At 63.6% G+C, this 25,276-nt stretch carries 30 protein-coding genes; 12 read left to right on the forward strand and 18 right to left on the reverse strand.

Going from position 1 to position 25,276, the window contains the following annotated elements:
• Positions 1-40: 40 nt before the first annotated feature.
• Genes XH89_RS21615 through XH89_RS21625 form a run of 3 tightly spaced genes read left to right on the forward strand, consistent with a single transcriptional unit; the run spans position 41 to position 3,959 of the window.
• Complete coding sequence (locus XH89_RS21615; protein ID WP_194462449.1) at positions 41-2,812, forward strand: xanthine dehydrogenase family protein molybdopterin-binding subunit; 2,772 nt, start codon at positions 41-43, stop codon at positions 2,810-2,812.
• Entirely contained in the window at positions 2,809-3,333 is a 525-nt protein-coding gene (locus tag XH89_RS21620) for a (2Fe-2S)-binding protein (RefSeq protein WP_194462450.1), read from the forward strand. Before XH89_RS21615 ends, XH89_RS21620 begins: the two co-directional genes overlap by 4 nt.
• On the forward strand, positions 3,330-3,959 hold the full coding sequence (locus tag XH89_RS21625) for an Isoquinoline 1-oxidoreductase subunit (RefSeq protein ID WP_194462451.1): 630 nt from the start codon (positions 3,330-3,332) through the stop codon (positions 3,957-3,959). Before XH89_RS21620 ends, XH89_RS21625 begins: the two co-directional genes overlap by 4 nt.
• A 20-nt stretch (positions 3,960-3,979) precedes the next feature.
• Here XH89_RS21625 and XH89_RS21630 read toward each other — a convergent pair whose 3' ends face one another.
• Positions 3,980-4,441 carry a heme-binding protein gene (locus XH89_RS21630; RefSeq protein ID WP_194462452.1) on the reverse strand — a complete coding sequence of 154 codons (462 nt, stop codon included), beginning with the start codon at positions 4,439-4,441 and terminating at the stop codon, positions 3,980-3,982.
• A gap of 159 nt (positions 4,442-4,600) precedes the next feature.
• Between XH89_RS21630 and XH89_RS21635 the strand changes: the two genes are divergently transcribed.
• Together XH89_RS21635 and XH89_RS21640 are read left to right on the forward strand one after the other, a co-directional pair.
• Entirely contained in the window at positions 4,601-5,434 is an 834-nt protein-coding gene (locus XH89_RS21635) for a LysR family transcriptional regulator (RefSeq protein ID WP_246767900.1), read from the forward strand.
• Positions 5,435-5,542: 108 nt separating this feature from the next.
• Positions 5,543-6,808: a lipoprotein-releasing ABC transporter permease subunit gene (locus XH89_RS21640; RefSeq protein WP_371825166.1), complete on the forward strand. Its 1,266-nt coding sequence runs from the start codon at positions 5,543-5,545 to the stop codon at positions 6,806-6,808.
• A gap of 183 nt (positions 6,809-6,991) precedes the next feature.
• Here XH89_RS21640 and XH89_RS21645 read toward each other — a convergent pair whose 3' ends face one another.
• A complete protein-coding gene (locus tag XH89_RS21645; protein ID WP_194462454.1) occupies positions 6,992-7,495 on the reverse strand; it encodes a hypothetical protein in 504 nt (167 codons plus the stop codon).
• Positions 7,496-7,720: 225 nt separating this feature from the next.
• On the opposite strand from XH89_RS21645, the gene XH89_RS21650 reads away from it, so the two are divergent.
• Both XH89_RS21650 and XH89_RS21655 read left to right on the forward strand, forming a co-directional pair.
• Positions 7,721-8,119, forward strand: a complete 399-nt coding sequence (locus XH89_RS21650; RefSeq protein ID WP_194462455.1) for a hypothetical protein — start codon at positions 7,721-7,723, stop codon at positions 8,117-8,119.
• 295 nt (positions 8,120-8,414) lie between these two features.
• Positions 8,415-9,383, forward strand: coding sequence for a phosphate acetyltransferase (locus tag XH89_RS21655; protein WP_194462456.1), 969 nt, complete (start codon positions 8,415-8,417; stop codon positions 9,381-9,383).
• A 160-nt stretch (positions 9,384-9,543) separates the two neighbouring features.
• Here the strand turns inward: XH89_RS21655 and XH89_RS21660 are convergent, their stop codons facing one another.
• From XH89_RS21660 to XH89_RS21690, 7 genes are all read right to left on the reverse strand, one after another.
• Positions 9,544-9,888 carry a hypothetical protein gene (locus tag XH89_RS21660; RefSeq protein ID WP_246767582.1) on the reverse strand — a complete coding sequence of 115 codons (345 nt, stop codon included), beginning with the start codon at positions 9,886-9,888 and terminating at the stop codon, positions 9,544-9,546.
• Positions 9,889-10,156: 268 nt separating this feature from the next.
• A complete protein-coding gene (locus tag XH89_RS21665; RefSeq protein ID WP_084292415.1) occupies positions 10,157-10,306 on the reverse strand; it encodes a hypothetical protein in 150 nt (49 codons plus the stop codon).
• 59 nt (positions 10,307-10,365) lie between these two features.
• Positions 10,366-10,833: a hypothetical protein gene (locus XH89_RS21670; protein ID WP_194462457.1), complete on the reverse strand. Its 468-nt coding sequence runs from the start codon at positions 10,831-10,833 to the stop codon at positions 10,366-10,368.
• Positions 10,834-10,965: 132 nt separating this feature from the next.
• The gene (locus tag XH89_RS21675; RefSeq protein WP_194462458.1) at positions 10,966-11,787 is read right to left on the reverse strand and encodes a tetratricopeptide repeat protein; all 822 of its coding nucleotides are present in this window, start codon (positions 11,785-11,787) and stop codon (positions 10,966-10,968) included.
• 32 nt (positions 11,788-11,819) lie between these two features.
• Positions 11,820-12,503, reverse strand: a complete 684-nt coding sequence (locus XH89_RS21680) for a substrate-binding domain-containing protein (protein WP_194462459.1) — start codon at positions 12,501-12,503, stop codon at positions 11,820-11,822.
• A gap of 21 nt (positions 12,504-12,524) precedes the next feature.
• Positions 12,525-13,226: a GrlR family regulatory protein gene (locus XH89_RS21685; RefSeq protein ID WP_194468572.1), complete on the reverse strand. Its 702-nt coding sequence runs from the start codon at positions 13,224-13,226 to the stop codon at positions 12,525-12,527.
• 189 nt (positions 13,227-13,415) lie between these two features.
• Positions 13,416-14,450, reverse strand: coding sequence for a glutamine synthetase beta-grasp domain-containing protein (locus XH89_RS21690; protein ID WP_128925366.1), 1,035 nt, complete (start codon positions 14,448-14,450; stop codon positions 13,416-13,418).
• 535 nt (positions 14,451-14,985) lie between these two features.
• Here XH89_RS21690 and XH89_RS21695 point away from each other — a divergent pair.
• The gene (locus XH89_RS21695) at positions 14,986-15,189 is read left to right on the forward strand and encodes a DUF2735 domain-containing protein (RefSeq protein ID WP_194462460.1); all 204 of its coding nucleotides are present in this window, start codon (positions 14,986-14,988) and stop codon (positions 15,187-15,189) included.
• Between the two features lie 111 nt (positions 15,190-15,300).
• On the opposite strand, the gene XH89_RS21700 is transcribed toward XH89_RS21695, so the two are convergent.
• A complete protein-coding gene (locus tag XH89_RS21700; RefSeq protein ID WP_194468573.1) occupies positions 15,301-15,612 on the reverse strand; it encodes an MliC family protein in 312 nt (103 codons plus the stop codon).
• Positions 15,613-15,678: 66 nt separating this feature from the next.
• Between XH89_RS21700 and XH89_RS21705 the strand changes: the two genes are divergently transcribed.
• The gene (locus XH89_RS21705) at positions 15,679-16,422 is read left to right on the forward strand and encodes a tyrosine-protein phosphatase (RefSeq protein ID WP_194462461.1); all 744 of its coding nucleotides are present in this window, start codon (positions 15,679-15,681) and stop codon (positions 16,420-16,422) included.
• A 26-nt stretch (positions 16,423-16,448) separates the two neighbouring features.
• On the forward strand, positions 16,449-17,129 hold the full coding sequence (locus XH89_RS21710) for an SDR family oxidoreductase (RefSeq protein ID WP_194462462.1): 681 nt from the start codon (positions 16,449-16,451) through the stop codon (positions 17,127-17,129).
• On the opposite strand, the gene XH89_RS21715 is transcribed toward XH89_RS21710, so the two are convergent.
• Positions 17,130-17,477, reverse strand: a complete 348-nt coding sequence (locus XH89_RS21715) for a GrlR family regulatory protein (protein WP_057757757.1) — start codon at positions 17,475-17,477, stop codon at positions 17,130-17,132.
• Between the two features lie 128 nt (positions 17,478-17,605).
• Here XH89_RS21715 and XH89_RS21720 point away from each other — a divergent pair, with 128 nt between their 5' ends.
• Together XH89_RS21720 and XH89_RS21725 are read left to right on the forward strand one after the other, a co-directional pair.
• Entirely contained in the window at positions 17,606-18,292 is a 687-nt protein-coding gene (locus XH89_RS21720; RefSeq protein WP_194462463.1) for a DUF2161 domain-containing phosphodiesterase, read from the forward strand.
• A gap of 95 nt (positions 18,293-18,387) precedes the next feature.
• Positions 18,388-18,693, forward strand: a complete 306-nt coding sequence (locus XH89_RS21725; protein ID WP_015686575.1) for a hypothetical protein — start codon at positions 18,388-18,390, stop codon at positions 18,691-18,693.
• 73 nt (positions 18,694-18,766) lie between these two features.
• On the opposite strand, the gene XH89_RS21730 is transcribed toward XH89_RS21725, so the two are convergent.
• From XH89_RS21730 to XH89_RS21760, 7 genes are all read right to left on the reverse strand, one after another.
• Positions 18,767-19,372, reverse strand: coding sequence for a GNAT family N-acetyltransferase (locus XH89_RS21730; protein WP_194462464.1), 606 nt, complete (start codon positions 19,370-19,372; stop codon positions 18,767-18,769).
• Between the two features lie 152 nt (positions 19,373-19,524).
• Positions 19,525-19,923 carry a PaaI family thioesterase gene (locus XH89_RS21735; protein ID WP_194462465.1) on the reverse strand — a complete coding sequence of 133 codons (399 nt, stop codon included), beginning with the start codon at positions 19,921-19,923 and terminating at the stop codon, positions 19,525-19,527.
• 120 nt (positions 19,924-20,043) lie between these two features.
• Positions 20,044-21,246: a kynureninase gene (gene kynU, locus XH89_RS21740; RefSeq protein ID WP_194462466.1), complete on the reverse strand. Its 1,203-nt coding sequence runs from the start codon at positions 21,244-21,246 to the stop codon at positions 20,044-20,046.
• Positions 21,247-21,254: 8 nt separating this feature from the next.
• Positions 21,255-22,094, reverse strand: a complete 840-nt coding sequence (gene kynA / locus XH89_RS21745) for a tryptophan 2,3-dioxygenase (protein WP_194462467.1) — start codon at positions 22,092-22,094, stop codon at positions 21,255-21,257.
• A gap of 35 nt (positions 22,095-22,129) precedes the next feature.
• Positions 22,130-22,939, reverse strand: a complete 810-nt coding sequence (locus tag XH89_RS21750) for an alpha/beta hydrolase (RefSeq protein WP_194462468.1) — start codon at positions 22,937-22,939, stop codon at positions 22,130-22,132.
• Between the two features lie 244 nt (positions 22,940-23,183).
• Entirely contained in the window at positions 23,184-24,461 is a 1,278-nt protein-coding gene (locus XH89_RS21755) for an ArgE/DapE family deacylase (protein ID WP_194462469.1), read from the reverse strand.
• Positions 24,462-24,515: 54 nt separating this feature from the next.
• Positions 24,516-25,241 carry a pyridoxamine 5'-phosphate oxidase family protein gene (locus XH89_RS21760; RefSeq protein ID WP_194462470.1) on the reverse strand — a complete coding sequence of 242 codons (726 nt, stop codon included), beginning with the start codon at positions 25,239-25,241 and terminating at the stop codon, positions 24,516-24,518.
• Positions 25,242-25,276 lie beyond the last annotated feature (35 nt).

Genomic DNA, 25,276 nt, shown 5'->3' on the forward strand with positions numbered 1-25,276 from the left:
GCACCGCGAGCCGGTAACGACCTTGTACAAGGATGAAATCATGCGGCCTTCGCGACGCGAGTTCGTGAAGTGGGTATCGGCGGGCGGCATTTCGGTCAGCCTGTCGCGTCTCGCAGCGGCGGCGAATGTTCCCTTCGCGGCGCACGAGACGCTGCCCGGACGCGGCAAATTCAATCCCGCAACCAAAGGAGCAGGCCGCGTCGATGGCGTCGCCAAGGTCACGGGCGCAAAGCTCTACGCCTCCGACTTCCGTGCCAACGATATGCCGGGCTGGCCGCAGACCACCTCGCACGCGATCCTGGTCCGCGCCAATGACGCCACGCATGTCTACACCGGCATGGATCTCGCCCGCCTCGGCGGCGCGCTGCAGCCGTCGGTCATCGTGACAGCGGCGGATCTCGATCGCATCGGCACGGAGGTGCCGGCGTTCTACGCCGGCGACCTGTTCTGCCCGCTCGGCAAGACGCCGCTCTATCTGGGCCAGCCGGTCGCGCTTCTGATCTTCGAAAAATTCGACGCCTTCGACCAGGCGCGGCTCGTGCTGCGCGACGGTACCTTCGTCAAGTTTGGCGAGGAGACCGGTCCTGTGATCGCGGCCGATTACGGCGCCTATCGCTTCACCCGCGTCGCAAGCCCCTCGCCCGACAAGCCGGACGTCTATTCGCCGATCCAGGCCGGTTGGGTCTCGCCCAAGAAAGTGCAGAGCGCCGCACTGCCGGTGTGGTCGCCGCTCGCCAAGGAGATGCCGGCCGACTACGCCAAGGCCGCGAAATATGGCGAGCAGACCCGCGCTGAATTGGCCGCGAACAATGCCTCCATGCTGGTGCTCGACCGCGAGTTCGAGACCCAGTCGGTCGATCCGATGTTCCTGGAGCCGGAATGCGGCCTTGCCTGGTACAGCGGCAAAGGCGGCAATCTCGAGCTGGTGCTCGGCGTGCAGTCTCCCTACGAGGCCGCCGAGTCGCTCGCGCATCTGCTGGCCAAGGCGCAGGCGCCCTACAAGCCCTCGCACATCAACGCCCAGTTCGCCCATGTCGGCGGCGGATTTGGCGGCCGCGACCACACGCCGTTCATTCTCTATGTTGCGCTCGCCGCGATCTGCTTCCCCGGCAAGCCGGTGCGGCTGGCGCATGACCGCTACCAGCAATTCCAGGGCGGCATCAAACGCCACCCGATCAAGATGCGCTCGCGCATCGGCATCGACCGCAACACCGGCCTGATCAAGGCCTTTGCCGCCGATCACGTGCTCGATGGCGGCGGGCTCGCCAACTTCTCCGCCAACGTCGCCGTGGTCGCCGCCACAGGCGCGATCGGCATCTACGACATTCCCAAGGTCGACGTCACCACGGTCGCGATGCATTCGCGCGGTGTTACCGCCGGCTCGATGCGCGGCTACGGCACGCTGCAGACCATGACGGCGCTGGAAGTGCTGATCGACGAGGCCGCGTCCGAGCTCCAGCTCGACCCCATCGAATTCCGCCGCCGCAATGCCCTCAAGCAGAACGGCCGGACCATGACCGGCAATCCCTATATCGTCTCGGTGCGCACGCCCGAGATCCTCGAGAAGCTCGAGAAGCATCCGATCTGGCAACAACGCGCGCAGCTCAGGCAAACCTCGGGCGACCGGCTGGTCGGCACCGGTGTGGCCTGCGTGACCAAGGATTACGGCTCTGGCGCGGACTGCTCGCTCGGCCGCGTCGAGCTCGGGCCAGACGGCAAGATCTCGATCTTCTGCGACCATGTCGAGATGGGCAACGGCATCGGCACGGCGCTGGCGAACCGCGTCGCCGGGCACCTTGGTGCCATTGCCGATGAGGTCTCGGTCGCGCGCGTCGACAGCTACGACATGCTTGGTCTCGTCACCTCGGGCGATCCCTACACGATGGACCAGAAGACCCAGGATGCAGCCTCGCGCAATCCGCACTGGGTGCCGTCGATCTCCTCGGCGACATCGGCCTCGATCGGGGCCCATGTCGGCACGCACTCCGCGGCCGAAGCTGCCGGCGTGATCTACCGCTTCGGCCTGTGGCCTGCCGCACTGGAGCTGTGGCGCATCCCGAAGACCGATCCGCGCGCCAGGCAATCGGCGAATGCGAGCTGGCAGAATGGTCAGCTCACCCTGCCCGGCCTCGAGCCGTTGCCATTGGCGAGGCTTGCCGCAACCGCCCATGCGCGCGGTTTCGTCACCGGCGCGGTCGCGCATAGTTTCTCGCGCTGGGCCTGGTCGCGGGCGCGCTTTGCCCTGTTCGGCGAGCAGTACCTCGCCGAGATCGACGCGCTCGCGATCCGCCGCGGCAACGGCAAGTTCGAGCGGATCAACCGCTCGAGCGTCACCTTTCCGCCGACCGACAACAACCGCATCGGCACCGCCTACACCTCGATGTGCGGCACCGCCGTCCGCGTCGAGATCGAGCGCGCCACCGGGAGCTTGCGCATCGCCAAGGCCTACAGCGTGTTCGAATGCGGCACCGCGCTGGTCCCTGAAGTGGTGATGGGCCAGTGCCATGGCGGCTTCGCCATGGGCGTCGGCTATGCGCTCTTGGAAACGCTGCCGCCGTTCGAGGGCGGCCCGGGCAACGGCGAATGGAATCTCGGTCGTTACCTCGTCGCGCGCGGCTCGGATCTTCCCTTGCGCGATCTCGAGATCGAGATGCTGAAGCCGCAGGTATCGGACGAAGCGCCCAAGGGCATGGCGGAGGTCGTGATGATCCCGATCGTGCCGGCGCTGATCAACGCCATCCACGACGCCACCGGTCATCGCTTCCGCGCGCTGCCGGTGACCGCGAGCCTCTTGAAGGGAGTTTTGGCGTGACGACCCTCAGCCTCACCATCAACGGCCAAAAGCATGGCCCGATGGACGTCCGCGACGATCTCTCGATGAACGATTTTCTGCGCGAGATGCTCGGCATGACCGGGACCAAGTTCGGCTGCGGTGCCGCGCAATGCCTGAGCTGCGCCATCATCGTCGACGAGCCTGATGGCTCGAGCTACACCAGCCCGACCTGCATCGCGCCGGCCGTGAATTTCGACGGCAAGTCGATCCGCACCGTCGAGGGCCACGCCAAGGAAGGCCAGCTCTCGGCCCTGCAGCAGGCCTTCATCAATCACTTCGCCTTCCAGTGCGGCTATTGCACATCAGGTTTTCTCAACGAGGGCCAGGTGCTGCTCGAGCGTCTGGCGCACACGCCGGTCGCCCGCGAGGCGCTGGAGCAAACCATTGCAGACGCGCTCGACGGGCATCTGTGCCGCTGCACCGGCTACATCAAATATCACGAGGCGGTGCGCGACGTGATCCTGGCCGATGCCAGCCGCTATCTCGTCGCTAGCAAATGAGCGCGCCAGCGATGATCCCCGCGCGCATCAAGATCATGGTTGCGATGGCAGCGCTGACGAGCAGCCTGTGCGCGGGCTATGCCGCGTCGGACACGACGAGCCACGGCCTCGCCTCGCCCGAAAGTTTTGCCGGCATCGCCGACACCGAAAAACGCTCGGCCGCGATCTTCACCGAGCTCGGCAAGGTGCTGACACATCCGCGCTGCACCAACTGCCACCCGGCCGGCGACCGCCCGCGCCAGGGCGACAATCCGCGCCTGCATCAGCCGCCGGTGACACGCGGCGCCGACGGCCATGGCCTTGAGGCGATGCGCTGCAACACCTGCCACCAGAAAGCCAATTTCGAGCCCGGCCGCATCCCCGGTCATCCCGAATGGCATCTCGCCCCGCGCGAGATGGCCTGGGAAGGCAAGACGATCGGCGAGATCTGCGAACAGATCCGCGACCCCGCCCGCAACGGCGGCCGCAAGGTCGAGGAGCTGATCGATCATATCGGCAAGGACACCCTGGTCGGCTGGGCCTGGAGGCCCGGCTTCGGCCGCTCGCCGGTGCCTGGCACGCAGGCGCAAGCCGGCGCGCTGGTCGAGGCCTGGGTGAAGACGGGAGCTGCCTGCCCCGCGCCGTGATCCGACGCCGTTCGGGCCGCTCAAGCCCCGAATGCCGCAAGCCCCGCCGCGGCCACTTGCGCGTCCTGGGTTGATTGCATGCCCGATACGCCGATCGCTCCGATCACCCTGCCCTCGCGCAGGATCGGAAGACCACCTTCCAGAGGCGTCAGGTTGGTCATGCCGAGCAGCCGCAGATGCAGACCGCCATCGGCCAGCGCGGATTCGAACGCGACTGTCGCCCGTCTGAAATCGACGCTGGTCGTCGCCTTCTGCTGCGCGACCAGCACGCTGCCGTGCTGCGCCTGATCGAGACGGTACAGCAGAACGAGATGGCCGGTGCTGTCGGCGATGGCGATCACCATCGGCCAGCCGTGACGCAGCGCTTCTGCGCGCGCTGCATCGGCCACGAGCCTCGCCTCATCGAGCGTGATCGGGGCACCATAGAGCGGTGTCAGCGGCGCAAGAGCAGCCTTCGCGGTGGCAGCGTCTGGTTTCGGCATCGGGAAGCTCTCCAATTCATCGGGAGCCCTACTCTCACCACGTCTCGATAGCTGTGATAATATCCAACAAAACGGATATATTATCTCACTTTACGGGAGAATGCCCTGACCGCTCTTGCAGATTACGCCACGTTTCTGACCATCATCGACGAGGGCAGCCTGACCTCAGCAGCAACGCGCCTCGGCAAATCGCTCCAGTCCGTGAGCCGTTCGCTCGCGCGGCTCGAGGGCGACCTCGGCGTGGAGTTGGTCTTGCGGACGACGCGGCGCCTGCGTCCGACGGCGGTTGGCCTCGAATTTGCCGGCCGCATCCGCCTGGCACTCACCACCATTGACGCAGCCCGTGACGATCTGCTCGCCAGCGACCAGCGGCTTGCCGGCACCATCCGCGTGGGCACATCGAGCCTGTTCGGCCCCGAATATGTGGCGCCCGTCGTGAGCCAATTCCTGACGCGAAATCCTGAGGTCGAGATCGAACTCGTCCTGTCGGACGAGCGTGTCGACCTCGTCGCAGAGAAGCTGGATTTCGCCATTCGCATCGGCAAGCTGCCGGATTCGACCTTGCGGGTTCGCCGCCTCGGTGGCTTGAGCTGGGCTGTATTCGCCTCGCCCGCCTACCTCGCCGCTCACGGCCGTCCTGCGCATCCGCGCGATCTGATTCATCATGAATGCGTATTGCGGACCAGCGAAGACGACAGATGGGCCTTTGGCGGCAACAAGAGACGCATCGAGGTTCAGGGCCGCTTTCGGTCGGAAAGCGCCGCGGCACGCAACGCGGCCGTTGCCTCCGGGCTCGGCATCGGCCTCGCGCCACTCTGGCAGGTGCGCAAGCTCATCGAGCAGGGCATCGTCGAGCAGATCCTGATCGGCCACGAGCCACCGCCGATTCCGCTCCAGATCGTTTGGATCAAGCCCGGCGCCGGCGCCTTGCCGCGCCGTATCCGCGCCGCGATGGACTTCCTCGCAGCGCATCTCTCTGCCCTGCGAATATGAGTCGCGCCGCTTGATCCAGCGCCGGCCATGGATGACCCGTACCGCCACTATGGCCAATCCTGAAATATCGGGAGAGAATGACCATCGGATGCGATGAACGGGACAGTGATGGATTCGCTACACACAGGACCCTTTGCGCCCTTCGAATGGATGCTCTCGGCGCGCTATCTGCGGGCTCGCCGCAAGGAAGGATTCGTCTCGGTCATCGCGGGGTTTTCCTTTCTCGGCATCATGCTCGGGGTCGCCACGCTGATCATCGTCATGGCGGTGATGAACGGCTTTCGCGCGGAGCTTCTCGGCAAGATTCTCGGATTCAACGGGCATCTCGTGGTGCAGCCGCTGGAAACGCCGTTGACCGACTGGAAGGACGTCACCGCGCGCATCGCTCAGGCGCAGGGTATCCGGTTGGCGGTACCGGTGGTTGACGGTCCGGCACTGGCCTCGTCGTCGAACGCCTCCGGCGTCCTGGTGCGCGGCATCAGGGCCGAAGATCTCAGTCAGCTTCCCTCGATCACTGGCGGCATCAGAGATGGCTCGATCGAACACTTTGACGAAGGTCAGGGCGTCGCCATTGGCAAGGCCCTGGCCGATCAACTCTCGGTCAAGGTCGGGGACAACGTCACGCTCGTTGCGCGACAAGGCGCAGTCACTCCGATGGGCGTGACGCCACGCGTCAAGAAATATCAGGTCGCGGCCGTGTTCGAGAGCGGGATGTCCGAATATGATTCGGGCGTCATCTTCATGCCGATCGCCGAGGCGCAGGCTTTCTTCAACCGCAATCAGGACGTCACCGCGATCGAGGTGTTCACGGCCAATCCCGATCGCATCGATCTGTTTCGCAAGACGGTCGCGGAAGCGGCCGGTCGGCCGGTCTTCCTGGTCGACTGGCGTCAGCGCAACGCGACTTTCTTCGGCGCGCTCGCGGTCGAGCGCAACGTGATGTTCCTGATCCTGAGCCTGATCGTCCTCGTGGCCGCGCTGAACATCGTATCCGGCCTGATCATGCTGGTGAAGGACAAGGGCAGCGACATCGCGATCCTCAGAACCATGGGCGCCTCGCAGGGAGCGATCATGCGGACCTTCATGATAACAGGCGCCTCGATCGGTGTGGCGGGGACATTGGTCGGCTTCATCGTCGGACTTCTCGTCTGCGTCAACATTGACTCGATCCGACAATTCATGTCGTTGATCACGCGCACCGACCTGTTTCCGGAAAAGCTCTATTTTCTGTCCAAGCTCCCGGCGGAGCCCGATCTCGTGGAGACCGCAGCAGTGGTGATCATGGCGCTCGCGCTGTCGTTCCTCGCCACGCTCTACCCGTCCTGGCGCGCGGCGCGGCTCGATCCTGTCGAGGCGCTGCGACAGGGAGGCTAGAGCATGATCCGGAAAAGTGCGAAGCAGTTTTCCGAAAGGATCATGCTCAAACAATAACCTAAAGCGCGATGACGATTCATCCTAATCGCATCGCGCTTTAGTTGCGGCCGCGACGCCGTCCGCAACGAACAATTCCGCGCGTTTCGACATGAGGCCGCTTGCGTGGAAATGAACGCAGCACCGCTACAGGAATATGTTCCACACCGCGATGCCAGCGTCGCTCAGATGTTCTTCGGCATCGAACTCCAGATCGACGATCCAGTGCTGATATCCCATGAGGTTTGGGCTCGTCCTCTGACAATCCACCCATTGCTTTCTGGTGCTGTTGTCATGCGGGATATCGGTCAAGCTGCGGGCTTCGACGAAGCGTCGACGCAACCGAGTGTCGGTGATTGGCTCGGCGATGGTGTGACAGCCCAATCCTTCGTTGCGGAGCAGGCTCTCGGCCGTCTCTCTGTTTGTTCCCAGCGGCACTATCCGCAGGAGCGCGTCGCGGGCCGGCCCGGAATTGTTCGTGCTCCCATGCTGCGCGGTACGCATTTCACGCAGCAGGCGATGCTCTTGATAGAAGCTCTCGACCTGGGCGGTCTTATACCAGACCCAAAGCCAAAGGCATCCGAACAGGACGGCAGGAACAGCCGCAATCGACAGGCAAACGATGAGCGCAACCTTGACGAATTTCCGCACTCGGCCTCTCAGCCTCTCAAATCGAACGATCGCTCAACAACGCCCCAAGCAGTCGCCACGCAACCACATTAGACGGCCGTTCCCTAACCGAAACTAAACCAACACGCACGGCATCGTTTGTCGCCATGCGCGCCTTCAAATACAATCAACTTCCGCGTGTCTGGTCCAATCTCGGGTAAGGGCCCCCGTTGGCACGACCGGGACGCCCCGAAGGGATGACCGACCGTGGCCTTTTGGAAGACGCTGATACCCGACGAGCCGCTGATTTCGGATGGCGGATTGGAGAGCCGATATCTGAATGGAATGCCACCAGCGGTAAGAAGCTGGTGTCTCGTGTCGCTGGCAGCCAATGGCTTTGTCGTCGCAATTGCCACAGTGTTTTTCAGAAACGCCGGACCGCTCTTGCTCGGCGCCATATTCGCGCTGTTTCCATGCTACATGCTGCTGTTCTGGAAAGACCTGGCTTCAACCGTGAACGATGTAGAGCGGAAGGCTGTCGAGCAGGCGCCGCTTCCTCTTCAGATCAATCTCAATCCGCAGTGGGCAGCGATATCGATATGCGTTGCGGCTCCCATGATGGTCTGTTGCGGCTGCCTCCTGCTCTGGTTTACCTACATGATATAGCGGGCAAGTCTCTCCCCAATGCGCTTTTGGCAGAGAGTCTGCTGCCACCGTTTGAAAGCGACTGACAGGAGCGCTGCTTGGCGCGGCGGTTAAGCCAGCCGCCATCAGCTTCAGAGAGGCCCCCAGCCGCAGGCTGCGCTTGCCCGCAAGCACGATTGGGCGCGTTACGTTAGATCGGATTCCCGATCGATATTTTTGCGCGACATCAAAGCGAACCCTTTGTTCGATAGTATCAATATGAATTCTGCACTGATCGCGGTCACGCCATCGCGTCACGAGAGAGAGAGGATGAACAATGAGCGCGGTCCAAGTCGAAGCCAACACTGCGCCTCATGTGAAATATGAGCGCCTGATAGCGGTCGCCCGACACGTTCCTCCCGCAACGACCGTCGTCGTCCATCCTTGCGACGAAACATCATTAACGAGCGTCTGCGAAGCCGCCGAAATGGGCATCATCAAACCGATCCTCGTAGGACCGAGTAACAAGATCAAGTCCACAGCGGCCAGATACGATCTGGACGTCGAAAAGTTCGAGATTGTGGACGCGCCGCACAGCGATGCGGCTGCTGCCAGAGGCGTTGAACTCGTGCATGAAGGCAAAGGCGAAGTGCTGATGAAGGGGAGCCTGCACACCGACGAGTTGATGCGGTCCGTGACGGCGACCACCAGCGGTCTGCGCACGAACCGGCGGATCAGTCACGTCTTTGTAATGGATGTGCCGAATTATGCCGAAACGCTCTTCATCACGGACGCGGCGATCAATATTTTTCCCGACCTCGATGCGAAGCGTGACATTGTGCAAAATGCTATTGATTTGTTTGTCCAGATCGGGCTGGGATCTCACCCGCGCGTCGCACTGCTGTCGGCCGTGGAGACGGTAACAAGCAAGATTCCCTCGACGATCGATGCAGCCGCGCTCTGCAAAATGGCGGATCGCGGCCAGATCAGCGGCGGCATCCTGGACGGCCCGCTCGCCTTCGATAATGCGGTCGATCCGAAAGCGGCAGAGATCAAGGGCATCAAATCTCCGGTCGCAGGCAAGGCTCAGATTCTTGTCGTGCCTGATCTCGAGGCCGGCAATATGCTGGCAAAGAACCTTACCTTCCTTGCCAAGGCCGATGCCGCAGGCATCGCGCTGGGCGCTCGCGTGCCGATTGTGTTGACCTCGCGCGCCGACAGCGTGCGAGCACGTCTGGCCTCTTGTGCTATGGCCGTACTCTCTGCCGACGCGCGACGACGGCTCCACCCCGTTCCCGCCGCCTGATGAGCGATGACGCGATTCGCCTGTTGCCAACGCGGTCGCAGGTCAGGCCGTCGAGGGAGGGCGCGAGTTCACAGACTCGTTCGGATCAGCGTTCGTCTACGAAATCAGCCAGACCGAGGGCGATGAATCCGGTTGGCGTGCTCATACCTCCGGAATTGGCTCAGGCCGACATCCAAACGCAGGGCCTGCATGTCGCCTTCCAGCAGCAAAGCAGACGGGAGAGCCCGCTACGCCCGCCGCCCTCCAGCAGGATCGTCGAGCCCTCGGTCCGGCCGCGCACCTTGATCGCGGTGACGTCAGCGCCCATCAGCGGCTTGAAATGGGGATCATCATTGTGACGTTCGGTGATGACCTCGGCTGCGATCACGCCGTCCTTGACATCGTAGCTGCCGAGATGCGCGAAGGCCGAATTGCCTCCCAACATCTTGCCGTCGTGCAGGCACATGATGCTGCGCCCGAAGGCGCCGTTGATGCCGTATTCAACCTTGTATAGTCCGTCGAGCAATGTCCTGAATCCGCAAAATCAAAAAGAATCGCGGGCGACATAGCATCGTCGTCCCATCAAGACCATCCGGCTTATCCGCGCAGGGGAGCGCCCGCGGAGCCGATCCTGCCACGATGCCAGTATGCACCTGTTTTGCCCGACGGATCAAGCAAATTTCGAAAAATCCGCAAAACGCCATTTCGAGGCCTCGCGGCTTTGGATTTCAACCACTTGCCTACGGTGCATGGGGTTGTTTTCGATTTCCTGGCGGCCCGGCAGGTCCGGGGCGTCAGTGACGCTTGAAATATTGCACGTCGCGCTCGTGCTTCTCGGCCGCCGCGCGGCTCTTGAACGTGCCGAGGTTGCGGCGCTTGCCGGTCTTCGGATTCACCTTGCGCGAATAGAGTCGGTATTCGCCGGATGCGAGCTTGCGGATCATGGCCGGGCCTCCGAGTGAACGCGTTTCACGTCAACCCGCATCGCACGCGGTCCGTTCCGTCACGGCTTTGCCCGTGGCGGAAACAGTTGATTGGCAAACGGCTGTGGATCGGAGGGAACCTTCATGACGACGAAGCTGCGTCCCATCGAACGGTGGCAGGCGTTGCAGCCCTCGGTCAGATCGCCCACGGCCTTTGCGAATTTGCGGCCGTCCTTTGCCGCGATCGCGTCGGACGTCGATTGCAGCGGCGGCTCCAGGGTCGTGACGTTGCTGACGGGGATGCCGGAATAGAGCAGCGCGGCCTCGATCAGGCTGGCCTTGAGCTGACGCAGCTCATAGCCGGCGAGCTCCCAGTTCTGCGCCTTGCCGGCCAGCCAGAGCTTCTGATGGCGCGCCTGCGCGGCGCTCATGATGTCGCCGAGCCGCGGCACATACTGGTCCGCCGATGGTGATTTGAGATCCTGCGCCACCACTGATGTGGTCGCTCCCATCAAGGCCAGCGCCAGCATCCACGCCCGAAGCTTCATCGCAATTCTCCATTCCCATCAAGGGGAGATGTTAGCCGGCGCGGCGCGCGGCAGTCTTGCGCTCGATCAAGGTCGGGCGCCCATCGGCGCAAGCAACAATCCGACACGGCACGGAATGCGCCGGGGCGCCTGCTAGAAGCACAGCGTGGTGACGAGCTTGCCCTGCTTGTCCTTGATCGCGTAGGGGCAGCGCAGCCGCTCCAGCGCTTTCTTGGCGTCCTCGTCGCCGAGCGCGGCGGCCCGCTCGTAATAGGCTTTCGCGGCATCCTTGTCCTTCGGACCGCCGCGACCTTCCTGGGCGAAGGCGCCCATCCGCTCCAGCGCACCGGGATGGTTTTGCGCCGCCGCCTTCTCGAACAGCGCGCGCGCGGCGACGTCGTCCTTCTCGCCGCCACTGCCATTGGAAAGCATCAAGCCGAGCTGATACTGCGCCTCGGCATTGGTCTCGGCCGCCTTGCCGAGCAGCGTGCGCGCCTGTGCCGGATCGGCCGGCGCTCCGCCGCCCGCGCTGCCGAGCGCGGCGAGGTTGGAGACGCCGCGGGGATTGCCTGATTGCGCCGCCTTCTCGAACAGCTTTCGCGCCTGCGCTTCGTCCTTGGCGACGCCGGAGCCGGTGCCATAGGCAACGCCGAGCTCGACCATGGCAGCGCTGGAGCCCTTGTCGGCGGCCTTGCGCCAGGCAGCGAGCGCCTCCACCGTCTGGTGGTTGGCGGCATAGGCGCGGCCAAGCGCGAACATCGCGCGGCGCGACGATGTGGCCGCCTGCCTGCAGAACTTGATGGCGGTCGCGATGTCGGCGGCTGCGATGTCAGGCACGCCCTTCACGTCGGCCGGCTTGTCGGGATCGCTGGGGTCGGCGGCGACACGGTCGCACAGCACCAGATCAGCCGATTGCGCATGCGCGGCAACGGGCGCGGCAAGCGCGAGGAGGATGGCACAGAGACAGGTTCGCATGGCCCTCACGTTGCGTCCGCGTCCCGGCGATTTCAAGGCTCGAGTCCCGACTGGCGCAGGACCGGCACGACCTCGGGAGAAGCCAGATAGCGCAGCAGCCGCTCGGCGGCTTCGACCTGCCTTGCGTCCGCCATGCGACCCGCGGAGAACACGGCCGGAATCTGCAGATCGTGCGGGACCGGACCGATCACCTCGATGCCGCCCACCTGCTTCAGCTCGCTGATCTGCTGCACGGCGAGATCAGCCTCGCCGCTGACCAGGCGCTCGGCGGTGAAGCCCTGCTCGACGATGGTGGCCTTGGCGTTGATCGCGTCCGCGATACCCATGCGCGAGATCAGCTGGGCGAAGTACACCCCGCTCGCCCCCAGCCGCGAATAGGCAACCGAGCGCGCCGCGAGCAGCGTCCTGCGCAGTGCGGCCTCGGCGCCGATGTCGGGATGCGGTTGCCCGGCGCGCACGGCAAGACCGACATAGGAACGCGCAAGATCGGCCGCGCTGCCTGCGATTACCCGGCCCTCGCCGATCATCTCGTCGAGCCCCTCGCGCGTGAGGATGACGAGATCTGCGGCCTCGCCGGCGCGCAAGCGCTTGAGCAGCGCCAGGGTCGGCGCAAAGTCGGCATCGACGTGGATGCCTGTTGCGGTCTCGAACCCGGATGACAGGCTGCGCATCGCCCCCATCAGACCGAGCGTCGAGAGCATGCGGATTTTTTCCATGAGCGGTTTCCCGGAGCGCGATCAGGCACGATGCATCAGCTTGAGCGTGGCGCTCAGGCGCAGGCTGCGCTTGCCGGCGAGCGCTGTCGCTTCCAGCACCGCCTGCTCGCTGTCATAGCTGCCGGAGAATCCGATGCCGACCTCGTGGCCGCCAAAGATCGGATCGTCCTTGGCCGGCGTATGCTCCTGATTGAGGATCTGCCCTTTCCAGCGGCCGTTCGCGGCGGTGTAGCTGCCGAGATAATAGAACGAGGCGTCGCCACCGAGGATGCGGCCTCCCTTGAGCAGCATCACGCCGGTGAGCCCGCCATCGACGCCGTCGAGCATGCGCAGGTGAATCGAATAGAGGCCGTCGGTGATGCCGGCCTCGCCGACCCCGCCGGCGATTGGCACCTCGTCCTCCGTAATCGGTGTCATCAGCGACTGAAAGGGAACGCCGGGCAGCTCCTTCAGCTCGCCCTTGAAGCGATAGAGATCGCCATCCGCGACGCCTTTCGCGATCAGCGTCGCATCATCGGTGCCGGCCATGGCGCGGTAGTTCGGATCGGGGTTGTGGCGGACGGTCTTGATGACGATGTCGACGCCATCTGCGGTCTTCTCGTAGGTGCCGATATGGGCGAACGCCGAATTGCCGCCGAGCATCTTGCCATTGCCGGCATGCATCACGCTCCGGCCGACGCTGTCGCCGAGCTGAAATCGCACCTTGTAGAAGCCTTCAAACACCAGCCGTGTCCCCGGCCCCGCGCGCATCCGACCATCACTCTATCCCGCTTTCGGCTGCGACGGACAAGTTTCGCAGCGTCACAGCCCACAGGAACGGCCGCCCCGAGAACGCAAAAATCCGCCGGAGCGTTCGCTCCGGCGGATTGAAAACCAACCCGGGCCAGCCCCCTAACCCGGGCCGGGAGGATCTTAGGCCGCGGCCTTCTTGTCGGTCGGCACGGACGAGATCGTCTTCAGGATCTGCGAAGCGATCTGGTAGGGGTCGCCTTGCGAGTTCGGACGGCGGTCTTCCAGATAGCCCTTATAGCCGTTGTTGACGAAGGAGTGCGGAACGCGGATCGACGCACCACGGTCAGCAACGCCGTAGCTGAACTTGTTCCACGGCGCGGTCTCGTGCTTGCCGGTCAGACGCTTGTCGTTGTCCGGGCCGTAGACGGCGATGTGGTCCATCAGGTTCTTGTCGAAGGCGGCCATCAGCGCCTCGAAGTACTCCTTGCCGCCGACCGTGCGCATGTACTCGGTGGAGAAGTTGGCGTGCATGCCCGAGCCGTTCCAGTCGGTGTCGCCGAGCGGCTTGCAGTGGAATTCGATGTCGATGCCGTACTTCTCGGTCAGGCGCAGCATCAGGTAGCGGGCCATCCACATTTCGTCGGCGGCCTTCTTGGAGCCCTTGCCGAAGATCTGGAATTCCCACTGGCCCTTCGCGACTTCCGCGTTGATGCCTTCATGGTTGATGCCGGCAGCCAGGCACAGGTCGAGATGCTCTTCGACGATCTTGCGGGCGACGTCGCCGACGAACTTGTAGCCGACGCCCGTGTAGTACGGGCCCTGCGGCGCCGGATAGCCGTATTCCGGGAAGCCGAGCGGACGGCCGTCCTTGTAGAAGAAGTACTCCTGCTCGAAGCCGAACCAGGCGCCGGCGTCGTCGAGGATGGTGGCGCGCTTGTTGGATGGATGCGGGGTCTTACCATCGGGCATCATGACTTCGCACATCACGAGCACGCCGTTGGTGCGGGCGCCGTCCGGGAACACCGCGACCGGCTTCAGCACGCAATCCGAGCTATGGCCTTCGGCCTGCTGGGTGGAGGAGCCGTCGAAGCCCCAGAGCGGAAGCTGCTCGAGCGTCGGGAATGACGCGAATTCCTTGATCTGAGTTTTGCCGCGCAAGTTCGGAGTCGGCGTATATCCGTCGAGCCAAATGTACTCGAGCTTATACTTGGTCATTGAGCCTCTCTGTAGATGATGCGAAAGGTGGGGTTGAGAGCCCCGCACGTTTGTACCCGGCCATCATCGGCCGGCCCCTTACAAGCATTTTGCGTGCCAAAAGGCCGCAGCGCGGGAGGTTTTCCACCACGGCGGCGGGCGGGTCCCGGGATCAAAAACCTCCACGCCAGCGTGCGTCATAGGCGCGCACCTTACCGTGAAGCTGCACCGCAATAATTCCGCGGAAAACGCCTCATTCTGGAGCAGCCAGACCCCTGCCGGAGGTTGCCGATGAAACGCGCATCAACGTCCGGCAATTTTCGCAAATCGCTACCGACCTGCCTAGCAACCTTTGGAATGGCCCAGCCGTTAATCAGCTAGGCATTGCCTTAGAGGGTGCAAACAGCTGCCTGCCTAAGAATTAGGCTGAAACTGATCTCCTTTTCAGCACTTTGCAGTTGGGGCCGCCGGGCCGATATGGGGATTCCAGTAACCACAATCGAACGAGTCGGGCGCACGATGGAGGCCAAGGCGCTTCGACCAAGGAGCAATCGCAATGATGAACAATGGTCTGAGTCACGGATCTGCGAAGATCTACCAATTCCCAGTCGGGGGCCGCGCGGCTCTTGCGGGACGCCGCTACGACGAGGCCCGCCTTCCTGCCGATCACGCTTCGCTTCCCGCGAACACCTCGATCTGCAGCGAGAGCTGGTATCATCAGGACGCGGTCGACGAAGCAAAGCCCAAATGGGAACGCTGATGCCGGTGTCTGGTGTGGTACCGGCGCGCGCTCGGGCGCTCGGCGGGGATTTGAAAGAGGGTCGAAACGCAGACGTTTCGACCCTCTTTGATTCCGGATCCGACGGCGTCGTCAGATCACCGCGCAGGCTGTGACCGGCCGCTTCAGGTGCTTGACCGTGGTCGCCCCGGTCTTGTCGATCCTGAGCGTGATGCCCGCTCCCGCGTAGCGCGTGCCTGAGACCGTCAGCCTTTTGGCGAGCGTCACCGGCTCGCCATCGATCTGGAGAAACGCGCGCTTGTCATAGTCATAAAACCCCACGATGAACTGCGTCCCATCGGCACAGCGATAATTCCGGAACGTCTGCGCATCGGCCTGCCGCGCGCCGGAAATTCCAGCCGCCAGCATGGTGATCCCCAAAAGAATGGCCTTGTCTCGCCCCATAATCGCCCCCTGTAATGGCCCGGCAGGTAACATAACAAAAACTCCCAAAAAGCTTAGGCTGATCTCATGTCAGACTCCCCTGCCCGTCACCTTGCTTTGCAAGGCGCCAGCAATTTTCGCGACCTCGGCGGCTACGCCACGAAGGACGGCCGCACCACACGGTGGCGCCAGATCTTCCGCTCCAACCATCTCGGCCAGCTCACCGCTGCCGACGTCGCGATCGTGCGCGCGCTCGGCGTCAAAAGCGCGTTCGACTTCCGTGGCGTCGAAGAGCGTGCCGCCGGCGCTTGTGTTGTGAACGAGATCACCGTGCACTCGCTGCCGATCGAGCCAACGGTGGTCGCCGCGCTGCGCGCTGAACTGGCGAGAGGCGCGCTGACGGGTCCGGTCGCGCTTGAACTCATGCGCGAGTCCTACCGCAACTATGTCCGCCACAACACCCACAGCTTTCGTGCTCTGTTCGGCCATCTGCTGGAAGACCGTGCGCCGCTCGTGATTCACTGCACGGCCGGCAAGGACCGGACCGGCTTTGCCAGCGCCCTGATCCTGCATGCGCTGGGCGTACCCGATGACGTCATTGCCGAGGATTATCTGCTGACCAACCGCCACTACAAGCGCGACGCCTCGAGCGTATCTGACCTGCCCGCCGACGTCCTCGACGCGATCGGATCGGTCGAGGCTTCCTATCTTGATGCGGCTTTCGATGCCGTCAGCCGCGACTATGGCGATGTCGAAACCTACTTGCGCGATGGCCTCAAGCTTGGCACGGCCGAGCGAACCGCACTGAAGGAACGTTATCTGCAGTCGTAAGCGCGACAGCGCCGGGGAGATCGATAATGCAAGGCAAAGCTCTGATCGTAACAGGCGCGCTCGGCGCGCTTGGCAAGGTAGTCACCGACATCGCGCTGTCGCGCGGCGTGCGGGTCGCCGGCATCGATCACGCACCCGCTCACATGCCTGCGACGACTGAGCGCATCGAGATCGGTGGCGTAGACCTGTCCGATGCGGCGCAGGCGACCACAGCAGTCGAGGCCGCCGTCAAGCATTTCGGCAAGCTGGACGCACTGGTCAACGTCGCCGGCGGCTTCGCCTTCGAAACCGTCGGCGACGGCGATGTCAAAACATGGCACCGCATGCATGCACTGAACGTGCTGACGGCCCTCAACACCTCGCGTGCGGCGTTGCCGCATCTTGCCTCCTCGAAGGCAGGCCGCATCGTCAATATCGGCGCCATGAGCGCGCTCCAGGCCGGCGCCGGCATGGGGCCCTATGCGGCATCGAAGGCAGGCGTACATCGCCTGACCGAAGCGCTGGCCAGCGAATGGAAGGGCAAGATCACCGTGAACGCGGTGCTGCCATCGATCATCGACACCAAGGCCAACCGCGCCGACATGCCGAAAGCGGACTTTTCCAAATGGGTCACGCCGCAGGAGCTTGCCGAGGTGATCCTGTTCCTCGTCAGCGACGCCGCGAGCGGCGTCACCGGTGCGCTGATCCCGGTCGGCGGGCGGGTGTAATCAATCCGGCACTAGGAGCCGCAGATTGCCCTTGAAACGGATGCTCTGTTTGCCGGCGAGTGCGATGCCTTCGCCATAAGCCGTTTCGTCCGTATAGGTGCCGCTGAAGCCGATGGTCACGACCTTGCGGCCCCACACCGGGCGCTCGTCGAACGAGGGCGAATGCTCCTCGTTGGTCAGCTCGCCCTTCCACTTGCCGTCGGCCGACGTATAGCTGCCATAGGCGAAGAAAAACGAGTCGCCGCCGCGCATGGTGCCGTCGCGCAGCACCATGACGCCCTGATTGCCGCCCTGGACGCTATCCAGGAACTCGATCCGGATGTGATACAGCCCATTCCTGATCGTCATATCGCAAGCGCCCTGTTCCCCGCACGGGGATATAGCTGGCTTGACCGCATCCGGGCAAATGCCGGCCGGCCCCCAGTCCGATCCGGGCTAGACTGCGGGCAACTGATTCTCCGACTGGAAACTCGCCTTTGGAAACCGCGCTCTATCTCCCCGTCAAACGATTCCTCGAAAGCCTCGGCTTCGACGTCAAGGGCGAGATCCGGGGCTGCGATCTCGTGGGCCTGAGCGCAGGCAATCCTCCTGTGGTCGTGATCGGCGAGCTCAAGCTCGCCTTCAATCTCGAGCTGATCCTGCAGGCCGTCGACCGCGCACCGGCGGGCGACGAAATCTGGATCGCGGCCAAAATATCGGCGCGCGGCAAGGGTCGCGAGAGCGACGCACGCTATCGCAATCTGTGTCGCCGCCTCGGCTTCGGCATGCTCGGGGTCACCGATAATGGTCAGGTCGAGGTCCTGGTGAAGCCGCCGACCGCAGCCCCTCGCCGCGAGCCGAAGACACGCTCGCGGCTCGTGGCCGAACATCAGCGCCGCCGGGGTGACCCTGTGCTCGGCGGCAGCACCCGCGCGCCGATCATGACGGCTTATCGGCAGCAAGCGCTGGCCTGCGCATCGGAGCTCGCTGCAGGCCCGCGGCGGGTGCGTGAACTGCGCGAACGCTGTCCCGATGCCGGCAAGATCTTGCTTAACAACGTGTATGGCTGGTTCGAGCGTACCGACCGGGGGATCTACGGGTTGACCGCGGCAGGACATGCCGCGCTGAAACGCTGGCCGCAACAGCGGATCGAGGTCGATGCCGGCGTTGCGTCACCGCTGTGACACCCGAGCGGTGCATAGCTGAGATGCCACATAGATTTCATATTGCATTGCAACATTTATGGCACTAGGTATCCCGGCATCAAAACGAGGCCGTTATGAGCGCAGACTGGAATACCAAATATGGCACGCGGCGGGTCCGCCACGATCCGCCCACCCTGGACGAGGCGATCTTTGCCGCCGTCGGCATCACCGACGACCAGGAGCAGCAGGCCGAGATCGCTGCCGCGCTGATGGGGATGCCGCTCGATGTCGTCCAGGCCGAGGTCAAAAAGCAGGCTCGCACCAACAGTCGCATCACTGCCACGCGCGTGATCGCCGGCGAACAGGGCGCGCAGCGCTCCGTCGTGGTCGAACGCCGCGTTGTCCGCCGCTTCGGCAACGACAAGCGCACCGGCACCTGACGTTTATCGTCTCAGCTCAAATAAAAAGCGGATCGGCAGGGCCGGTCCGCTTTTTTGATTCAGGCCTTTGATTTCAGGCTGCGCGATTGCCGTACATGCTGGAGATCAGCTTCCAGCAGGTCGAGTTGAAGCTGAGCAGCGCGCGGCCGGCCTTGAACGGCGCCGCGGCGAGATCGGCAAGCTCGTCCTCGGGAGTCTTGGCAAGATCGATCGTGCCGGTGGATTCCCCATGGCGAAAAGCAAGGTGCGCGCCGAATTTCCTGGCGAGCGCGCGCATTGCGTGATTCTCCGCACCCGTTGTGATGCGTAGGCTCTTGTAGCCCTTCCAGCGCGCTTCCGCGATCAGGCGGCTGAACAGCACGGTGCCGACATTTTGGCGTCGCGCGAAGGTTTCCACGCTGAAGGCAACTTCGGGCAGCGAATCGCCCTCCGGCGGATGCAGTTCGGCTGCACCGCGGACCACGCCATCGACGATGTAGGCGACGATCACGGTGCCGTCGTCAGCGCAGCGGGCTGCGTAGCGCTCGATGAAGCTATCGTCGAGAAAACCGTTGAAACGGTCATGCCGGCTTTCGGCATCGAGTCTCAGCAGATGATCGCGCAACAGCGGCAATTCTTCCTGCTGGATCAGGGTCCGCACGTAGCCCGGGGCGGTGCGGACGGTCTCTTCAAGTACCACGTCAAAACTCCTCTTGGTGTCCCTCGAGGAGGCGTTCGAATCCCTAGGCCCCCAATATTGTGCGTCGCAGCAAATTTTTCAAGACGGGAACCCGCTCAAGTTTGAGGCAGCGCAAACGACCAATTCGTTAACAAAATCAAGCCTCCGTAGTCCTACAGGACCAGCTGCGTCTGGGTCACCACAGCGACCAGTTTGCCGTCTTCGGTCTCAAGCCGGGTGGTCCAGATCTGGGTCCGCCGGCCCCGATGGACCGGGGTAGCGGTGGCAATGACGGTGGTCCCTTCCTTGGCCCCGCCAATAAAGTTGGTCTTGCTCTCCAGCGTGGTCGTGCCCTTGGCATCCTCTGGCAGATTGATCGCGGTCGCCGCCGCCCCGACGGAATCGGCCAGTGCCATCACAGCCCCGCCGTGGATGGTGTGGTGCAGCGTGCAGAGATCCGGCCGAACCATCATCCGCGCCACCACGCGATCCTTGTCCGCCTCGACAAATTCGACGCCCTTGAGCTCGGCGAACGGCATCTTCATCGCTTTAAGTCTTTCGAGCGGCGTCATCGGATTTCCTCCCAATTCCTTGTTCTCTCAACGTGAATGGCTTCCAGCGGCAAAGCAATGACGTCGAAGGTAATGGCCGTCGTGACGCCGGCGCTCCGCCGTGGGGAACGCGCGCCGTTCTCACGTCACTGCGTTGACGACCTGATATTCTGGTCGCCGCCACATCTCACCCGCAATCACCTCCTCGATGATCTCGGCTGCCCGCATGATCTCGCTGTCGCCGATGTAGAGCGGCGTGATCCCGAACCGCATGATGTCAGGCGCGCGGAAATCGCCAATGACGCCACGAGCGATCAGGGCCTGCATGGCGGCATAGCCGCCCTCGAAGGCGAACGAGACCTGCGAGCCACGGCGCTCATGCGCGCGCGGGGTCACGAGCCGCAGAGACGGACAGCGGCGTTCGACTTCCGCAATCAGGAGATCGCCGAGTGCCAGCGAACGCGCGCGGACCTCGCGGATGTCGACGCGATCCCATATGTCGAGCGAGGCCTCCAGCGCTGCCATCGCCAAGACCGGTGGCGTCCCGACGCGCATGCGTTCAACGCCGCCCGCGGCCGCATAGGCGAGCTCGAACGCGAACGGCTTGGCGTGACCCATCCAGCCGGACAACGCGGCGCGCGCCGTGTCGGCGTGGCGCGGCGCGACATAGAGGAAAGCCGGCGCGCCGGGGCCGGCATTGATGTATTTATAGGTGCATCCGGCGGCGAAATCGGCACGGCAGCCGGCGAGCTCGACCGGCAGTGCACCGGCGGAATGCGCGAGATCCCAGACCGTGATGATGCCGAGCGCATGCGCTTTCGCAGTCAGTCTCGCCATGTCGTGGCGGCGGCCGGTGCGGTAATCGACCTCGGTGATGTAGAGCACCGCGATCTCCTCCGACAACGAGGCCTCGATCTCCTCCGGTGCAACCAGGCGCAGTTGATGTCCGCGCCCGAGCGTGGCGATCAGGCCCTCGGCCATGTAGAGGTCGGTCGGGAAATTGCCGGTGTCGGACAAGACGACCTTGCGCTCGTTGTTCAGGTCGAGCGCAGCCGCCAGCGCCTGATAGACTTTCAGCGACAACGTGTCGCCAACCATCACCGACCCCGCTTCCGCCCCGATCAACCGCGCGATGCGATCGCCGACATGGCGCGGCTGGGCATACCAACCCGCCGTGTTCCAGGCGCGGATCAGCTCATTGCCCCACTCCGCCGTGATGACGCGGTTGACTCGCTCGGCAACGCCCAGCGGCAATGCACCGAGCGAATTGCCGTCGAGATAGATCAAACCGTCGGGCAGATGGAACAGCGCCTTGGTGTCGTCGTAGACGCGAAGCCTGGTCATGGTCATCTCTACAGAATCGTGCGCACGCGCCAGAGTTCGGGGAACAGCTCAACCTCCAGCATGCGCTTGAGATAGCTGACGCCGCCGGTGCCACCGGTACCGCGCTTGAAACCGATGACGCGCTCGACCGTCGTGACATGGTTGAAGCGCCAGCGGCGGAAATAGTCCTCGAAATCGACCAGCTTCTCCGCGAGCTCATACAGCATCCAGTGCGTCTCCGGTGCCTGGTAGACCTCGCGCCAGGCGTGAAGCACACCTTCGCTGAAACTGTGGGTCTCGCGCACGTCACGCGCGAGCACCGCAGGTGGCATCTTGAGACCCTTGCGATCGGCGAGCCGCAGCACCTCGTCATAAAGGCTCGGCGTCGCGAGCTCCGCCTCGAGCATTCTTGTCGTTTCCAAATCGTGCGCGTGCGGCTTCAGCATGGCGTGATTGCGATTGCCGAGCAGATATTCAATCAGCCGGTACTGGCGCGACTGGAAACCCGAGGACTGGCCGAGCTGGGACCGGAAGCGCGTATACTCGCTCGGTGTCATGGTGCGCAGCACGTCCCAGGCGCCGTTGAGCTGCTCGAAGATGCGCGACATCCGCGCCAGCATCTTCATTGCGGACTGTACTTCGTCCCTGGCGATGGCGCGGCGCGCGGCGCTGAGCTCGTGAATGGCGAGGCGCATCCACAGCTCCGTGGTCTGATGCTGGATGATGAACAGCATCTCGTCATGCGCTTCGGAGAGCGGATGCTGCGCGCCGAGGATCGCATCCAGCGCCAGGTAGTCGCCATAGGACATGCGCCGGCCGAAATCGGTCTCGGCGCCTTCGTTTGTGGGATCGTAATCGCTGGACGTCATGGCAGGCCTTTCGATCGATCATCCCGCGGGCGACATCAGTCGAGGCCAATCAGCCGTGCGGTGATCTGCGACGACGGGTCCTTCAGCCCGTCGATCACGGTGAAATGGTTGAGCGCGGGCTCCACGACGAGGTGCGTCGGCACGTCGAATCCGGTCCAGACATTGGCCATCATATCGGACTGGCGGATAAATTCGGGCCGCTCGCCGCCGCCGACCCAGGCGGTCACAGGCGAATGCCCGCGCGGCAGGTGCAGCGCCGCGCTCTCGAGCGTCGCCTCCTCCATCGTCATCCGCAACGTGTCGTTCATCCTGGTCTTGAGCAGCGGACGCAGATCGTGCAGGCCACTGATCGAGAGCGTGCCGGCGATGCGGTTATAGACGGCAGGCTCCAGCCGGCTGTCGTCGCATAGCATGCGCGTGACGAGATGGCCGCCGGCGGAATGGCCGGCGAGCCGGATCGGTCCTGCGACCAGCGAAGCTGCTTCCGCAATCGCATCTGATATCTCCGTGGTGATGTCGGAGATGCGCGCGGCCGGTGCCAGCGTGTAGCTCGGCAGGCAAACCGTCCAGCCGTGGTGCCGCGCGCCTTCGGCAAGATCCGTCCAGGTCGATTTGTCGAAGCGCATCCAGTAGCCGCCGTGCACGAACACCACGAGACCCTTGCTGTCACCATCGGGCGGAATCAGGTCAAGACGCTGGCGCTCGCCAGGGCCGTAGGCGATATCAGGGCGAAAATCCTTCAGAGCGGCGCGGTAGGCCGCCGCCCGCTCCGCCCATTGCGCCGGCATCTTGTCCGAGCCCGGGATATGGGCCGAATTGGCGTAAGCATCATCCCAATCGCGCATTGTGACTCCCGGGGACTCGTCCAACGAACGGGCGCCAGTCTGCCACCGGTCAGGTCGGCATCCTAGTCTTTATTTTAAGCTTAAAGGATTTGGGGACGCCATTGTTTCGGGCAACTCCCAACAGGACGAGGGGCCGGCGGCATACTCCGTCATTGCGAGCGCAGCGAAGCAATCCAGTCTGCCTCCGTGGCAGCAGTCTGGATTGCTTCGTCGCAAGGGCTCCTCGCAATGACGACGGAGAGGTCTACGCCCTCTCCACCCCGCACCACTCCGCGATGAACAGCGCCATCGCCTTGGTGGTCTTCTTCAGCGACTCCAGATCCACGAACTCGTTGAAGCCGTGCATCTCGCCGCCGCTGGCGCCGAAGCACAGGCTGGGGATGCCATGGTTGAGGCCGTAGAAGCGGGTGTCGGTCAGCGCGGTGAAGACAAGGTCCTCGACCTCCCCGCCATAGACCTTGTTGAAGGCCTTGCCGAAGGCCGCTTCCGGCGCCGCGGAATCGGTCAGCTCATAGCCTTCCGACAGAAAGCCGGACCATTCGACCTCCGGCGGATTGTTGGCGAGGAAGCGGTGGTTGCGCGAGGCCGCAGCGATGCACGCCAGAATCTCCTTCTGGTGGTCCGCGATCGACCAGCCTGGCAGGACAGCGATGCGGCAATCGACGTCGCACCAGGCCGGGACGCTGGAAGCCCAGTCGCCGCCCTTGATGATGCCGGGGTTGAAGTTGATCGGATGATTCAGCGTCTTGAAGTGACGGTCGGCCTTGGCACGCTCGTTCCATTCGATCTCGAGCTTCTGCACCGCCTGGATCAGGTGATACGCCGCCATGATCGCGTTGGCACCCGAGCCGGCATGCGCCACGTGGACGGGATGACCTTTCACGCGCAGGCGAAACCAGATCACGCCGACCTGCGAGCGCACCATCCTGCCGCCGGTCGGCTCGGGGATGAAGCAGGCGTCGGCCCGATAGCCGCGCTGAAGCGTCGAAAGCGCGCCGACGCCGGTGCTTTCCTCCTCGATGACAGACTGGAAATGGATCCGAGCCGTCGGCTTGAGGCCGGCTGCCTTGATCGCATCCAGCGCATAGAGCGCGCCGATGGTGCCCGACTTCATGTCGCAGGCGCCGCGGCCGAACAACTTGCCGTCCTTGACGACGGGCGAGAACGGCGGCGTGTCCCATAATTCCAGCGGTCCCGCAGGCACGACATCGCAGTGGCCCTGGAGGATCAGCGATTTGCCGGCCTCGGTGGAGGGACGATAGGTGCCGACCACTGTACGGGCCTTCGAGAAGTCATGCTCGATCGGGCCGAAGCCGCGGAGGTCTTTCAAGTCGTCGACATTGATGTGCCAATCGTCGACCTCGTAGCCGCGTGCGCGCAGGAGGTCGCCGATCATGTCCTGGCACGGCCCCTCCGCCCCACGAGTCGAAGGGATCGCGACGAAATCGCACGTGGTCGCAAGCTGGGCTTCGAAGCCGGTGTCGACGGCGTCAAGAATCCTCTGCTGCGTTTCGGCATTCATCGGGCAAGCTCCGGGCATCCAGTTTGGTCAAAGGTGCGCGCAAGCTAGCCGATTTCAGTCGTTCGGGTACTCCACAAAATATGCATCCCGCAATGCATCTTCGAGCAGGCGGCCCTCGGAATAGCCATTCAGTGACGCGGGCCGGCTCACACCGTCAAGCAGTCGCGGGCATGGCTCGGGCGCACCAAGAACGGTTCGTACCGGGATGCGCTCGGCATAAATGGGCAATTCGTAGTCCTCATCGTCGTCGGCGACACCCTTGGCGCGGACCTTTGCGGAGGCCTCTTCGATCTCCATCGCGATAAACGAGGTCGCCTTGATCTCCTGGGTATTGCTCGCCCGCAGGCTTGCGGTGCGATCCGGGAAGAAGCGGTCGACCATCGCGACCACCGCGCGCTCCTTCTCCGCGGGGTCGGTGACGAGATAGGCGGTGCCGAACGCCATCACGGCGCGGTAGTCGGCGGAGTGATTGAAGCCACAACGCGCCAGCACCAGGCTGTCGAGATGCGCGACCGTCAGACACACCCGCTCCCCCCTGGTCTGGTTGCGCAGCATGCGGCTCGCGCTCGAGCCGTGCCAATAGAGCTTCGTCCCCTCGCGCCAGAAGAAGGTCGGCGTGCAATAGGGCTGGCCGTCGATGACGTAGGAGACGTGGCAGAGCATCGAGGAATCCAGGATGCGGTGAACGGTGGCGTGATCGTAGAAGCCGCGGTCGTGACGGCGCTTGACCTGGTTGCGTGCTGAGGTCGGATAGGAATTTTGGCTTTCGGTCTGGCTCACGGCCGCTCCTGTCGGGATTTGGAACAATTCCAGGC

This window comes from Bradyrhizobium sp. CCBAU 53340 (genome assembly GCF_015291645.1).
Classification (GTDB): domain Bacteria; phylum Pseudomonadota; class Alphaproteobacteria; order Rhizobiales; family Xanthobacteraceae; genus Bradyrhizobium.